At 69.6% G+C, this 13,337-nt stretch carries 16 protein-coding genes; 8 read left to right on the forward strand and 8 right to left on the reverse strand.

Annotated features, from left to right (window positions below; translation table 11 throughout):
- Position 1: 1 nt before the first annotated feature.
- The gene (locus tag BLW84_RS12215) at positions 2–1,771 is read right to left on the reverse strand and encodes a DEAD/DEAH box helicase (protein ID WP_093265022.1); all 1,770 of its coding nucleotides are present in this window, start codon (positions 1,769–1,771) and stop codon (positions 2–4) included.
- Positions 1,772–2,082: 311 nt separating this feature from the next.
- Between BLW84_RS12215 and BLW84_RS12220 the strand changes: the two genes are divergently transcribed.
- Positions 2,083–3,150, forward strand: a complete 1,068-nt coding sequence (locus tag BLW84_RS12220) for a YihY/virulence factor BrkB family protein (protein ID WP_093265024.1) — start codon at positions 2,083–2,085, stop codon at positions 3,148–3,150.
- A 22-nt stretch (positions 3,151–3,172) separates the two neighbouring features.
- Here the strand turns inward: BLW84_RS12220 and BLW84_RS12225 are convergent, their stop codons facing one another.
- Both BLW84_RS12225 and BLW84_RS12230 read right to left on the reverse strand, forming a co-directional pair.
- Positions 3,173–3,421: a DUF3039 domain-containing protein gene (locus BLW84_RS12225; protein WP_093265025.1), complete on the reverse strand. Its 249-nt coding sequence runs from the start codon at positions 3,419–3,421 to the stop codon at positions 3,173–3,175.
- A 58-nt stretch (positions 3,422–3,479) separates the two neighbouring features.
- A complete protein-coding gene (locus tag BLW84_RS12230; RefSeq protein WP_093265027.1) occupies positions 3,480–3,827 on the reverse strand; it encodes a DUF3099 domain-containing protein in 348 nt (115 codons plus the stop codon).
- A 157-nt stretch (positions 3,828–3,984) separates the two neighbouring features.
- On the opposite strand from BLW84_RS12230, the gene BLW84_RS12235 reads away from it, so the two are divergent.
- The 3 genes from BLW84_RS12235 to BLW84_RS12245 all read left to right on the forward strand — a co-directional run bounded on the left by BLW84_RS12235 (position 3,985) and on the right by BLW84_RS12245 (position 5,226).
- Positions 3,985–4,659 (forward strand): lysophospholipid acyltransferase family protein, encoded by a 675-nt coding sequence (locus tag BLW84_RS12235; RefSeq protein WP_093265028.1) that lies wholly within the window; start codon positions 3,985–3,987, stop codon positions 4,657–4,659.
- A 15-nt stretch (positions 4,660–4,674) separates the two neighbouring features.
- Positions 4,675–4,857, forward strand: coding sequence for a hypothetical protein (locus BLW84_RS12240; RefSeq protein ID WP_177226418.1), 183 nt, complete (start codon positions 4,675–4,677; stop codon positions 4,855–4,857).
- A gap of 99 nt (positions 4,858–4,956) precedes the next feature.
- Complete coding sequence (locus BLW84_RS12245; protein ID WP_093265032.1) at positions 4,957–5,226, forward strand: hypothetical protein; 270 nt, start codon at positions 4,957–4,959, stop codon at positions 5,224–5,226.
- 115 nt (positions 5,227–5,341) lie between these two features.
- Here BLW84_RS12245 and BLW84_RS12250 read toward each other — a convergent pair whose 3' ends face one another.
- The 3 genes from BLW84_RS12250 to BLW84_RS12260 form a co-directional block, all read right to left on the reverse strand.
- Complete coding sequence (locus tag BLW84_RS12250) at positions 5,342–5,884, reverse strand: RNA 2'-phosphotransferase (RefSeq protein ID WP_093265034.1); 543 nt, start codon at positions 5,882–5,884, stop codon at positions 5,342–5,344.
- A gap of 62 nt (positions 5,885–5,946) precedes the next feature.
- On the reverse strand, positions 5,947–6,528 hold the full coding sequence (locus BLW84_RS12255) for an HhH-GPD-type base excision DNA repair protein (protein ID WP_093265036.1): 582 nt from the start codon (positions 6,526–6,528) through the stop codon (positions 5,947–5,949).
- Positions 6,529–6,640: 112 nt separating this feature from the next.
- Positions 6,641–7,321 carry a TetR/AcrR family transcriptional regulator gene (locus BLW84_RS12260; protein WP_245761092.1) on the reverse strand — a complete coding sequence of 227 codons (681 nt, stop codon included), beginning with the start codon at positions 7,319–7,321 and terminating at the stop codon, positions 6,641–6,643.
- Here BLW84_RS12260 and BLW84_RS12265 point away from each other — a divergent pair.
- A complete protein-coding gene (locus BLW84_RS12265) occupies positions 7,309–7,902 on the forward strand; it encodes a nuclear transport factor 2 family protein (protein WP_245761111.1) in 594 nt (197 codons plus the stop codon). The genes BLW84_RS12260 and BLW84_RS12265 overlap by 13 nt on opposite strands.
- A 105-nt stretch (positions 7,903–8,007) precedes the next feature.
- Here BLW84_RS12265 and BLW84_RS12270 read toward each other — a convergent pair whose 3' ends face one another.
- A complete protein-coding gene (locus tag BLW84_RS12270) occupies positions 8,008–8,610 on the reverse strand; it encodes a hypothetical protein (RefSeq protein ID WP_093265039.1) in 603 nt (200 codons plus the stop codon).
- A 108-nt stretch (positions 8,611–8,718) separates the two neighbouring features.
- On the opposite strand from BLW84_RS12270, the gene BLW84_RS12275 reads away from it, so the two are divergent.
- From BLW84_RS12275 to BLW84_RS12285, 3 genes are all read left to right on the forward strand, one after another.
- Positions 8,719–10,233, forward strand: coding sequence for a DUF7782 domain-containing protein (locus BLW84_RS12275; RefSeq protein WP_093265229.1), 1,515 nt, complete (start codon positions 8,719–8,721; stop codon positions 10,231–10,233).
- Positions 10,230–10,655: a D-aminoacyl-tRNA deacylase gene (gene dtd, locus BLW84_RS12280; RefSeq protein ID WP_093265041.1), complete on the forward strand. Its 426-nt coding sequence runs from the start codon at positions 10,230–10,232 to the stop codon at positions 10,653–10,655. Before BLW84_RS12275 ends, dtd begins: the two co-directional genes overlap by 4 nt.
- A 288-nt stretch (positions 10,656–10,943) precedes the next feature.
- On the forward strand, positions 10,944–11,915 hold the full coding sequence (locus tag BLW84_RS12285) for a sigma-70 family RNA polymerase sigma factor (RefSeq protein ID WP_093265043.1): 972 nt from the start codon (positions 10,944–10,946) through the stop codon (positions 11,913–11,915).
- A gap of 690 nt (positions 11,916–12,605) precedes the next feature.
- On the opposite strand, the gene BLW84_RS12290 is transcribed toward BLW84_RS12285, so the two are convergent.
- On the reverse strand, positions 12,606–13,328 hold the full coding sequence (locus BLW84_RS12290; RefSeq protein WP_093265045.1) for a tyrosine-protein phosphatase: 723 nt from the start codon (positions 13,326–13,328) through the stop codon (positions 12,606–12,608).
- Between the last annotated feature and the right edge of the window lie 9 nt (positions 13,329–13,337).

Raw genomic sequence — 13,337 nt, forward strand, 5'->3', positions numbered from 1 at the left:
ATCACCAAGAGCGGAGCGTGGCGATGCGCTCCTCGAGCTGTTCCACGGTGGCCATCGCGGTGGGCGGGCCGCCGCAGCTCTTCTGCAGCTCGTTGTAGATCTTGCCGTGCGGCTTCCGAGTGCGGTGGTGGTGCAGCGACACGAGCGTGTTCAGCTCCTTGCGGAGCTTCTGCAGCCGCTCCTGGACGGTCTGCGGCCGCGCGCGCTGCTCCGCCTGCTCGGCGGCCTTCGCCGCCTTCGCGGCGGCCTCGCGCTTGCCCACGTCCTCCAGCTGCTGCTCCTGCCGCTGCCGCAGCAGCGCCCGCACCTGGTCCGGTTCCAGCAGGCCGGGCAGGCCGAGGTAGTCCTGCTCCTCGTCGGAGGTGCTGAACGCGGCCGTGCCGAACGACGAGCCGTCGTAGATCACCTGGTCCAGCTCGGCCTCGGCGCCCAGCGAGGTGAACGCCTTCTCGTCCTCGCCGGGCTCGTCGCGCTTGCTGTTGGCCGCGGCCAGCAGCTCGTCGTCCCAGCCGTCCTTCTCCCGGTGCGGCTTGCCTAGCACGTGGTCGCGCTGCGCCTCCAGCTGGCTGGCCAGCTCCAGCAGCACCGGGACGCTCGGCAGGAAGATGCTCGCCGTCTCGCCGGGCCGCCGGGACCGCACGAAGCGGCCGATGGCCTGGGCGAAGAACAGCGGGGTCGAGGCGCTCGTGGCGTAGACGCCGACCGCCAGCCGCGGCACGTCGACGCCTTCGCTCACCATTCGGACCGCGACCATCCAGCGGTCCTCGGACTCGGAGAACTCGGCGATGCGACCGGACGCCTGCGGATCGTCGGAGAGCACCACCACCGGTTCGTGCCCGGTGAGCCGGTGCAGGGCCTTCGCGTAGGCCTTGGCCGTGACGTGGTCGGTGGCGATGACCAGGCCGCCCGCGTCCGGGATGCCGTCCCTGCGCAGCTGCGCCAACCGGGTGTCGGCGGCCTGCAGCACCGTCGGGATCCACTCCCCCGCCGGGTCGAGCGCGGTGCGCCAGGCGCGTGCGGTCTGCTCCGGGGTCAGCGGCTCGCCGAGGCGGGCGCTGAACTCGTCGCCGGCGTTGGTCCGCCACCGGGCCTCGCCGGAGTACGCCAGGAACAGCACCGGCCGGACGACGCCGTCGTTGAGGGCGTCGGAGTAGCCGTAGGAGTGGTCCGCCCGGCTGCGCAGCGAGCCGTCGGCGTCGGGCTCGTAGCCGATGAACGGGATCGGCGAGTCGTCGCTTCGGAACGGCGTCCCAGTCAGCGACAGGCGCCGCACGGCCGGGGTGAACGCCTCCCGGATCGCGTCGCCCCAGGACTTCGCGTCGCCCGCGTGGTGCACCTCGTCGAGGATCACCAGGGTCTTGCGGCGCTCGGTGCGCTCCCGGTGCAGGGTCGGGTGCGCCGCGACCTGCGCGTAGGTGACGACGACGCCGCGGTAGTCGCTGGAGGTGATGCCGTCGCTGTTGCGGAAGTTGGAGTCCAGCGGGATGCCCGCGCCGCCGGCGGCCAGCGCCCACTGGTGCTTGAGGTGCTCGGTGGGCGCCACCACGGTCACGGCCTCGACCGTGCGGTCGGCCAGCAGCTCCGCGGCGACCCGCAGGCCGAACGTCGTCTTGCCGGCGCCCGGCGTCGCGACCGCCAGGAAGTCCTGGGGCCTGCGCGAGAGGTACTTGGTGAGCGCCCGCCGCTGCCAGGCGCGCAGTGGTCGGGAAGGAGCCTGCGAGGGGTCGCTGAGCACTGATCGAACGGAATGGTCGAGTTGCGCTTCGGACACGCCGGCTCGCCGCTCCTTCCTTCTTCTCCCCTACAGGATGGTGAGGGCGCGCCCTGCGCAGCCCCGCGACCGCCCGCACGCGCGTTCAGCGTCGATCGACTCGAAGCGGGCCGCCGTGCAGCTTACCTTTCGAGTCCGGCCGGCACCGGCTTGCCCGACGAGAGGTGCGCGACACTCCGTGTTCCCGGCGGTTTTGGCGGGCCGACGCCCGCCGCGGGAGCCGATGCAGCATCCTTATGGGTGCCATGGGTCAGCCGAGTCCACCAGACCGCCAGGGGCGCAGTGCGACCGTCGCACCACGGGAAGCTCCGGTGCGGCGTGGACCACTGCGCCTGGTCATGCGCACGCTCGACAAGGCGTGGTGGGACAACATCTTCTCGGAATCGGCAGCCGCCGCGTTCTGGCAGACGTTGTCCATGCCGCCGCTGCTGCTCGGGCTGCTGGGCAGCCTGGGCTTCGTCGGCGACTGGTTCGGCCCCGAGGTCGTCGACGCCGTGCACGACAAGATCCTGTCGTTCTCCCGCTCGGTGTTCACGGCGAACGTGGTGGACCAGATCATCGGCCCGACCGTCGCCGACATCCTCACCAAGGGGCGCAGCGAGATAGTCTCGGTCGGCTTCCTGATCTCGCTGTGGGCGGGTTCGTCGGCGCTGGCGTCGCTGGTCGACTCGATCACGCTCGCCTACGACCAGTACCTGGTGCGCAACAGCGTGTGGCAGCGGATCTTCGCGCTGCTGCTGTACCTGGTGTGCCTGATCCTCGCGGTGGTCGGGCTGCCGGTGGTCGCGCTGGGCCCGGACTGGCTGCCGACGCTGTTCCCGCAGGACTTCCAGGACGACATCGCCTGGCTGATCCAGGCGTTCTACTACCCGGCGACCGGGATCGGCCTGGTGGTCGCGCTGGCGACCCTCTACAAGGTGGCGCTGCCCAGGAAGCTGCCGTGGCATCGTGGCCTGCCCGGGGCGCTGCTGGCGATGGTGATCTTCCTGTGCGCCAGCATCGGCCTGCGGCTCTACATCACGTGGGTGACCGGCACCGGCTACACCTACGGCGCGCTGGCCACCCCGATCGCGTTCCTGCTGTTCGCGTTCTTCATCGGGTTTGCGATCATCATGGGCGCGCAGTTCAACAACGCGATCCAGGAGATGTGGCCGGCGAAGATGACCCGCCGGGAGCGCCGGCGGTGGCGGCGCCTGGAGATGAGGCGGCTCGCGCAGCGGATGCACACCGAAGAGGGCTACCGCGCGTGGCGCAACGGCCACGGTGAGGGTAAGGACGAGGAAGGCGAGCAGCCGACCCCGCCCGCGGAGCGGCCGCGCAACGGCGTGCAGCTGCCGAAGAAACCGACCGACAAGCAGGCCGAACCGCACGGCGGCTGAGCGCCGCCGCGCGGTTCGTCAGCTACTTCTTGCCGCCCGGCGGGAGGGACTCGAAGATCTCCTTGCAGTCCGGGCATACCGGCGAGCCCGGCTTCGGCGACTTGGTGACGGGGAAGACCTCACCGCACAGCGCGACCACGAACGTGCCCATGACCGCGCTCTCCGCGATCTTGTCCTTCTGCACGTAGTGGAACATCTCCGGACGGTCGTCACTGGTCTGATCAGTGGTCTCGGTCCGGGTATCGGTCTCCGGCATCGTCATCGTGCTCATGCCCCCAATGATGCCGCACGGCATCGACGCATGTCCGCATCCGGCCGGGTATCGCCCGTCAGGCGCCCTCGATGACCTGGTGGCTGCGGGATTCGATCGAGTGCGGCGAACGGCGGAACCGGTTCACGTGCTCGCTCTTCTTGGCCGGGCGATCGTTGGCGATGAGCACCGCCATCCACGGCAGCGGGATGGAAATCGCCAGGATGATCAGTGACAACCACCACAATTGCCATAGCTGGAACACCACTGCGGCCACGACCAGACACGGAATCCGGCTGGCCATCATGATCGCGTACCTGCAGCGCCGCTGCGCCTGCTGATCGTCGTAGGACGGCTGTGCCTCGGTGATCAGCACCGGGGTGTCGTCACGATGTGAGCTGTTCACGACGCTACCTCCGCCTCCCATGCTGCCACCCGATCGCGTCTCCGGGTACCCCGGGTTCTGATGTCCCACAACCCCGGGTGCCGGGCCGACCGGCCGGACCCAGAGGTTGACCGGCAGGACGCACCGCCGAAACCTCGCCGGGTTAGATTCGATCGGGATCAACGGCGCGGGAGGGCGAATGCTGTACTCGGTGAGCAAGCGGGTCGTGGGCGCGGTGGCGCGGACGATCTACCGGCCGACCGTGATCGACGCCGAGAAGGTGCCGACGACCGGCCCGGTGATCCTGGCCCCGAACCACCTCGCCGTGCTCGACAGCTTCATCGTGCCGCTGGTGCTGCCGCGGCCGGTGTCGTTCCTGGCCAAGGCCGAGTACTTCAGCGGAACCGGCACGAAGGGCGCGCTGACCAAGTGGCTCTTCGGCTCGCTCGGCGCGATCCCGGTGGAGCGCGGCCGCGGGCGCGCCGCGAAGGAGGCCCTGGACACCGCCGAGCAGGTGCTGCGCGACGGCGGCGCGTTCGGCATCCACCCCGAAGGCACCCGCTCGCCCGACGGGCGGCTGTACCGCGGGCGGACCGGCGTGGCCCGGCTTGCGCTGGCCGCCGGCGCGCCGGTGGTGCCGGTCGGGTTGACCGGCACGGACAAGCTCCAGCCGCGCGGCAAGAAGATCCCCCGGCCGCACCCGGTGACGGTCCGCTTCGGCGACCCGCTGGACTTCTCCCGCTACGCCGGGATGGAGTCGTCGCTGCCGGTGCTGCGCTCGATCACCGACGAGATCATGTACGCGATCGCCGAGCTGTCCGAGCAGGAGTACGTCGACCGCTACCAGAGCCCCGGCGCCGCTGCTGCGGCCTGAGCTCATCCGCGCGTGGTGGGCGCCGATCCGGAAGTGGTCGGCGAGTCGGAGGTCGTCGGCGAACCGTTCCTCGCCTCTGCCGGTGCCGAGCTGATCGGCGGGCGGCTCGTCGTCGGCACCGCGGTCGTCGTGACCGGCGGGGCGGACGGTTCGGTGGAACTCTCCGGAGGATCCGGGATGCCGTGGCACTGCTCGTAGGTCAGCCCGGCGCACGGGTCCCAGGTCATCGATGGCGCCGGCGGCGCATCGCGCGTCGCCGTCAGCTGGTCGTCGATCCACGGATCCGCTGAGCGCGCGTTGCCGTTCCCGTCGACCGAGCCGCACGCCTTGTTCGTGATGGTGTTCGGGTTGTTCGGGTCGTCGAAGCGCGGCGCCGCGTACGGCTCGCAGGTCAGGGCCCCCGGCTCCGGAGCGCGAGCCGCCGCGGGCGCAACCGGCCGAGCCGACATCTTCCTCGGCAACGGCATCGAAGACGGTGCGACGCGCGGCGGCAGCAAACGCGGCGGCGGGGCGCTACACGCCCCCATCGCGAGCATCAGGCCCGACAATGCGGCGGCAACGGCGTAGCGAGTCATAAGCGGTCCCCCCGTGCGAAGGACCGCGCGTTCGCGGGCCCCGCCTTGGGTTCCGCGTTGACGTTGCCGGACGTTATCCGGTTACCACCCGTAGTGCCGCCGCCGAGTCAGTCCGGGTAGCGGATGAACTCGGGCCGGACGCGGTCCACCAGCCAGACGCCGTTGGCGCTGACCCGGAACTCGTGCCCGGCCGCGTGCATCCCGGCGGCGTCCACGGTCAGCACGACCGGCCTCCCCCGCCGCGCGCCGACGCGCTTAGCGGTCTCGCGATCGACCGACAGGTGGACGTGATGCCGGTTCATCGGCCGCAGCCCCTCGGCGCGGATGCCGGCCAGGTTGCGCGCGACCGTGCCGTGGAACAGCCACGCGGGCGGGTGCGCCACCGGCAAGTCGAGATCCACCGCGACCGAATGCCCCTGGCTGGCCCTGATGCGGTCGGCGTCGATCACGTACCGCTGCTTGTCGTTGTCCTCGACGACCCGCACCAGCTCCGCCCGCGAAATCGGGAAGCCGTGCGAGCCGGCCGCTGACAGCAGCTCGTCGACCGCCACCCAACCGTGCTCGTCCAGCTCGATCCCGATCCGCTCGGGCTGGTGACGCAGGTGCTTGGCCAGGTACTTCGAGACCCGCACCAGCCTCCGCTCGTCCATGAACGCCTCCCCGGCCGGACACTAGCGCGCCGGGACATCGCCGTGAGAGCGATTTTCGGGAGTCAGCCCTTCGCGGCCTTGGCCGCGGCCTTCTGCTCCTTCTTCCAGGCCCGCACCTCGGTGAGGGTCTGCTCGTCGACGACATCGGCGATCGAGCGGCGGGCGTCCGCGTCGCCGTAAGCCCCCGCCGCCTCGCGCCACCCGGCGGGCTCGACACCGCGTTGCTTGCCCAGCAGGGCGAGGAAGATCCGCGCCTTCTGGTCGCCGTAACCGGGCAGCGCCTTGAGCCGCTTCAGCACCTCCTTGCCGTCCGGGTCGCCCTCGGTCCAGATCGCCTCGGTCCGGCCGTCGTAGTGCTCGACGATGTACTGGGCCAGCGCGTGCACCCGCCGCCCCATCGATCCGCCGTAGCGGTGGATCGCCGGCTTCTGCACGCACAGCTCGACGAACTCGTCCAGATCGGATTCGGCGATCTTGGTGACGCTGAACCCGCCCATCCTGTCGGCGATCTTCTTCGGCCCGGCGAACGCGACCTCCATCGCGACCTGCTGATCCAGCAGCATGCCCGTGAGCAGGGCGAACGAGTCGTCGCTGAGCAGCTTGTCGGCGTCGGCCTCGCCGGTGAGGTGCAGCATGTTGGACATGCCACCATCCTGGCACGCAACCGAACCCACCGATGTCCGGTGCTGAGGGGCGTACATCCTGGGTTTCGGCCGAATCACCGTTGGCCGAGTGCGTTCGTTTCGATCCGGCCGGTCAGCCGTTGTCCACAGGCAGGCGACCGGACTGCGACAGTCCGGTGAGCACGACGTCGATGGCGCGTTCGAGAACATCGGACCGAGGCCGCATCGTCGCTGACGCTTGAGCGAGCCCGCGGATGAGCAGGTAGACCTCCTCGATCGTGACCGAGGGCCGGACGGTTCCGGCGTCCTGCGCCCGACCGAGGATCTCGCTGACGGCGACCTTCAACCGGTTCGACGCGGCGCCGGCAGTGTCCGGAACTCCCTCGCGGTCGGCCAGCGCTGAGGCGAGCGTCAGTTTCGTGGCGCCGGTTTCGATCATCGCCCGCACGAGGTCGCGCCACGCTGTGGCCGGGTCCTCCTTGGCGGCGAGAGCGTAGGCCCGTTCGGTGAGTTGATCGAAATGCTGCAGCAGCGCTGCCTCGATCAGCTCCTCCTTGGTCGGGAAGTGGCGAAAGACCGTGGCGATGCCGACGCCGGCCCGCTGGGCCACCTCCTCGGTCGACCCGGTGGCCCCGCGTGAGCCAAAAACCTCCTCGGCCGCCGCCAGGATCCGTTCCCGGTTCTTCCGCGCGTCCTGCCGCATCCAGCCCCCTTCAAGACTCGGTTCGGACCACTTTAACCGGAGTCCAGACTTCGATACGCTTCCGGAGTTCAGACTCCGATTAGCTCTTGGAGGGCGTAGTGCCGTCGTCACCAGCCGATGTTGTCCGCACCGTCGCGACGGGAGTCAGCCGGCTGATCGCCGGCGATCTCACCGAGCAGGAGGCACAGGGACAGCTCGACCACCTGGCCAGCTTGTACGCCGAACACACCGACGTCCGACACCCATTCGCGCCAACGGGCGACACACCACTGCGAACCCGTGCCGAACTGCGCCAGCACTTCGCCGAAGGACCAGCCCGAACGCCAGGAGTCGACCGGTTCGAGCCTGTGGGCCACGTCCACGAAACCGCGGATCCCGAAGTGGTCATCTTCGAGTTCAGCTACGTCGGTTCGGCGAACGGCCGGTCGTTCACGGTGCCGTGCATCTTCGTGGCACGGGTACGTGATGGAGTCATCGTCGAATCACGCGACTACGTCGACCATGTGGGGTATGGCCCGCGCCTTCGGTCGACTCCACAACCTGGCCACCGCACTGGCTGCCGACTCCGGAGGAGACACCGGTTTCCGGACGCAGTCATGACGCGCACGCCGCTGCACGGGCGAGTCGATCGTCACCGCCGAGCGGGGGCCGACGAGTACCCACTAATTAGTGGGCTACGCACCGAAAAGTAAGCCGGTGCGAATGCATGAGCGCCCGGTCTTCTCGGAAAGGCGTTCAGCCAAGCGAGAAGGGCATCGGTCATCTCGTGATCAACCGATTCCCCGGGCTGCTTTGCGTTACGGACGAGCCGTGCTCCGCCCTGCGGGTCGCCAGGTTCGGAGCAATTCGTCGATCAGCTCGACAACCCGATCCGGCGTGGCTCCTCCTTTGACCAGGGCGCTCACGCGCTGGGCCTCCGCAGTCGTCGGCAGGAAGCCGACCAGCAGCGCAGGCAGCAGCACCCGCCTGACGAGCAGTTCCTGCGCCGACGTCATCTGCGGCCTGCGGACGACCGAGACGTTCACGCGCACCGCGTGCTCGTTGAGCGGCGAAGCACCGGGCCGATCGGTCTCGACGGCGGCGTACCGGAACCCGTGGGCGAGGTTGCACGCGGCGCAGTCCATCGGCCCGCGGCTGAGCCGGTCTCCGCATTCGTCGCAGGTGATCCGGTCGAGCGCGGCGTCCACCACTCGCCAGTCGTGCCGGTCCGGCTCGGCCACCACCAGGCCGACGACCTCCGCCTCCGATTCCGCCGCCCACTCGGCGCGGAAGCGCAGCCACTCCTCTTCGACGACGTCGTCCACCAGCGTCCGGCAGCGGCCGCAATCGGGCGCACCGCTGTACTCGTGGCCGCCGCATTCGCCGCACCGGACGAGGGCGGCACCGATCGTGGGTCTCATCCGCCCATGTTCGTGCAGGACGAGCCCGGGGCGCGATCGATTCTCCGGGACTCCGCGCCGCGGGTGCTCCCAGATGCGCGAACGGGTGGCCGTGTGAGGATCGGGATCGTGATTCCAGACCTGTCCCATGACCGCATCGATCGACTTCGCGACGCCTTCCAGGCCGCCGGCTACGACGCCGACGGCGTCGTGGAGCTCCTCGGTCCCGAAGCGCACGCCGCGCTGGGCCGGGGCGAGCCCGTTCCGGCGCTGCGCGCCACCACCGACGCCGGCGCGCTCGGCACCCTGGTCCGCTTGTTCCTGCTCGGCCAGGCCGAGTCGCAGACCGCCGTCGAAGCCGCGCTCGCCCCGCTGCCGTTGACCGAGGCGAAGGCCGCTGGGCTGCTCGTCGACGACGGCGACCGGCTGCGCGCCGGGCTCGACGTCCGCCCGCACGGCGTCGACGACGAATCGTGGTGGGTCGTCTCGGACCTGGATTCTGACCTGCGCGGCGGACGGCCCGTGGAGGCCGACCACGTGCTCGGCGTCGGGCACGCGTCGCTGAGCCTGGTCCGGGCGGCCTCGCGGCGGCCGGTGGACTCGGTGCTCGACCTCGGCACCGGCTGCGGCGTGCAGGCCCTGCACGCGAGCACGCACGCGCAGCGGATCACCGCGACCGACGTGTCCAAGCGGGCACTGGCGCTGGCCGAGGCGACGTTCCGGCTCAACCGCGTCGACGTCGAGCTCGCCGAGGGCGAGTGGTTCGACCCGGTCCGGGGCCGCAAGTTCGACCAGGTCGTGTGCAACCCGCCGTTCGTCGTCGGCCCGCCGCGCACCGACTTCACCTACCGCGACTCGGGGCTGGCCGGGGACGACGCGAGCGCACTGGTCGTGCGGCAGCTGCCCGGCTTCCTCGCCGAGGGCGGCACCGGGCAGCTGCTGGCCTCCTGGGTGCACCGGGACGGCGAGGACTGGCAGGACCGGGTGTCCCGGTGGCTGCCGCCCGGTGCCGGGGTCGACGCCTGGTTCGTGCAGCGCGACGTCGCCGACCCGGCGCTGTACGTGGGCACCTGGCTGCGCGACGCCGGGTACGACCTGCGGTCCCCGCAGGGCCTGCAGAAGGCGGCCGAGTGGCTGGACTGGTTCGAGGCCAACGACGTGATCGGCATCGGCTTCGGGTTCGTCACGCTGCGCCGCACCGACGCGCGCGGCGAGGTCGTCTGCGAGGACCTCCGGCACGCCTTCGACGACCCGCTGGGCCCGGAATCGGACCAGTGGCTGCGCCGCGTCGACTGGCTGCGCGCCCACGACTCCGCCGAGGCGCTGCTGACGGCCCGCCTGGTCACCGCCGACAGCACCGTGCTGGAAGCGGTCTCCGAGCCCGGCGACGAAGGCTGGCAGCCGCTCGTGCACCGGCTGCACCGCACCGACGGCCCGGGCTGGCAGCACGAGATCGACGAGCTGGGCGTGCGGCTGCTCGCCGGGTGCCGCGGGGCGCTCCCGCTCTACGAGCTCCTCGAACTGCTCGCGATGGGTTACGGCGAGGACTCCGAGGACCTGACCCGGGCCGCGATCCCGATGGCGCGCGAACTCGTTCGGCACGGAATGCTGCTGCCGGCGGAATGGGCGGGCGGCGACCAATGAGAGCAATCGTCACCCGAGTCACTCGCGCCTCGGTAACTGTCGACGGCGTCGTGGTCGGCAAGATCGAAGAACCCGGGCTGTTAGTGCTATTGGGTGTGACGCATTCCGACGGGCCTCAAGAAGTCGTCAATATGGCACGCAAACTGCACGAGATTCGGGCGCTGCGGGACGAGGAGTCCTGCGCCACGACCGGGGCACCGCTGCTCGTCGTCAGCCAGTTCACGCTCTACGGGTCGACCAAGAAGGGACGCCGCCCGTCGTGGACCGAGGCGGCCCGGCCGGAACAGGCCGAACCGCTGGTAGACGGGGTTGTGGCGGCCCTGCGCGAGCGAGGTGCCCGGGTGGCCACCGGGGTGTTCGGGGCGATGATGTCGGTGGAGAGCGTGAACGACGGACCATTCACACTTTTGGTTGAGGTCTAAATGTAACGAGAGCTCTCAGGAAATCCTCAGGCTTGGCGGCGCAACGGATGTGACCGCCATGACGTCTCTTCGTCTAGAACTTCGGGAACGAATTCGGCACGCCGGTCGTTTTCCAGGTAACGAAGCTTCGACGGCCATGCCGACAGGTCACCAACGACCCCATCGACAGCGCCGGAGAAGACGTCGACGCGGAGCCCGTACAACCGAGCGTACGCGTCCTCCACACCGCGCAACGGCGCGCGAGTGTGATTTGCGCCCGCCAAGCCAGCCCGCCAGGGAGGGAGCTCAATGACCGTCCCGCAGACCACCAAGCCAGACGTCACCGCCGCCGAAGAACTGGACACCCAGGGACCATCGGCCGACCTGGTGCGCGTCTACCTCAACGGCATCGGGCGCACCGCGCTGCTCACCGCACAGGAAGAGGTCGACCTCGCCAAGCGGATCGAGGCCGGGGTTTTCGCCAAGCACCTGCTGGAAACCAGCAAGAACCTCTCCCCCGAGCGGCGCTCCGACCTCGGCGCCGTGGTCCGCGACGGCCGCCGGGCGAAGAACCACCTCATGGAGGCGAACCTCCGCCTGGTCGTCAGCCTGGCCAAGCGCTACACCGGCCGCGGCATGCCGCTGCTGGACCTCATCCAGGAGGGCAACCTCGGCCTGATCCGCGCGGTGGAGAAGTTCGACTACACCAAGGGCTTCAAGTTCTCCACCTACGCGACCTGGTGGATCCGGCAGGCCATCACCCGCGGCATGGCCGACCAGAGCCGCACCATCCGGCTGCCCGTCCACCTGGTCGAGCAGGTCAACAAGCTGGCCCGGATCAAGCGCGACCTGCACCAGAAGCTCGGCCGCGAGGCCACCGACGAGGAGCTCTCCGAAGAAGCCGGCATCCCGGTGGAGAAGATCCTCGACCTGATGGACCACTCCCGCGACCCGGTCAGCCTGGACATGCCGGTCGGGGCCGAGGAGGACGCGCCGCTCGGCGACTTCATCGAGGACGCCGAATCGGCCGACGCCGAGAACGCGGTGATCTCCGGGTTCCTGCAGGACGACCTGCGCCGCGTGCTGGCCACGCTGGAGGAGCGCGAGCAGTCGGTGATCCGGATGCGCTACGGCCTCGACGACGGCCAGCCGCGCACCCTGGACCAGATCGGCAAGTCGTTCGGGCTGTCCCGCGAGCGGGTCCGGCAGATCGAGCGGGAAGTCATGGCGAAGCTCCGCCAGGGCGACCGCGCCGACCGCCTTCGCGCGTACGCGAGCTGACCGCGCGGCTTGGGGCGCCGTGTGTCCGCTGAAAACGCGGACCACGGCGCGGTCAGGATGATTTTGCGGGGGCCGAGCCCCCGCAGACCCCCACGGTGCGGTGGTCGCTTCCGGGAATGCTCTTCACGTTGTCGAGCGTTCCCGGCCTGCTCACCGACCAGCCTCCGGGGGTTCTGAGCCTCTTGGGTTCTGAGCCTCTTGGGTTCTGAGCCTCTTGGGTTCTGAGCCTCTTGGGTTCTGAGCCTCTTGGGTTCTGAGCCTCTTGGGTTCTGAGCCTTCCTTGTCCTGAACCTTCCTAGTTCTGAACCTGTTGGGTTCTGGGCTTTTGGGTTCGGGTTCTGGTTCTGGTGGCTCGCTTTCGGTTCTCGATCTTGTTCGCGTCTGGTTCGGGCGTTCGGGTTGGGGGGTTCGTTCTTTTGTTGTTGTTCCGGGGGTTTTGGTACACCCGGATGGCTCGTTGACCTTGTTGGGTTTCGGCGGGAACATCGTTCTTCCCCCCTTTTTTTCTCTTCCGCTTCGGTCTTCGCGGCGTGTACGCCGCTCGCCACGGGAGGGCGGACTCGTCGTCGGGGCGGGTCCGGCCTCCCGACCTCTTCTTCCGATCTGCACATCGCTTCTACGCGAACGGCCTGTTCACCTCTTCTTGCGAGGTGAACAGGCCGTTCGCGGCAGGCTTCTCGTCGCCTTGGCTCAGCCGATGAACTTGGCTTGCCAGCGGTCCAGTTCTTCCTTCGTCGCCCCGTGCGTCCGCAGCCAGCCCCTGGCGCCCCCCTCGTGAGCCTCGAAGGCGCTCAGGACGCTCTCGATCGCCTCGGTCGGCGTCGACAGGAGCTCGTGGACCATTTCCTCGTCCACGCCCGGCGGCAGCTCCGGCGCCACGTTCAGGCGCTGCAGGACGCGGAACATGTTCCGGTCCGTGCGCACGTAGTCCGCCACGATCGCGTCGCGGCGCACTCCCACCGCGCCCTGCAGCATCGCCGAGACCACTCCGGTGCGGTCCTTGCCCGCCGCGCAGTGGATCAGCACCGGGCCGTCCGCCTCCAGGACGATTCGGAACACCTCGACCAGCTTCTTCGGGGCGCCCTGCAGGATCGACTGGTACAGCACCGTCAGCTCGTGGGCGGCCTCGTCGACATCGATGTCCGCGTCGCGCGCCTCCTCCAGCAGCGGCACGTGGTGCACGGTGGCCACCGACGCGAGCGGGTGTTCCTGGTCACGGGTCTCCACCGAATCCCGCAGGTCCACCACGACCTTCGGCGGCCACGGCGTCGCTCCCTCCGGCACCCGGTCGCCGGTGTGCGGAGCATCACTCCGGAACACCACGCCGTCCCTCGTCACCACGCCGTCACCGGCGGGCTGCCCGCCCAGGTCACGAAGGTTGACCAGTGCATCGAGGGGATCTGTCGTCGGCAAGGCGACCTC

It is taken from the genome of Saccharopolyspora shandongensis (assembly GCF_900106995.1).
Taxonomy (GTDB): domain Bacteria; phylum Actinomycetota; class Actinomycetes; order Mycobacteriales; family Pseudonocardiaceae; genus Saccharopolyspora; species Saccharopolyspora shandongensis.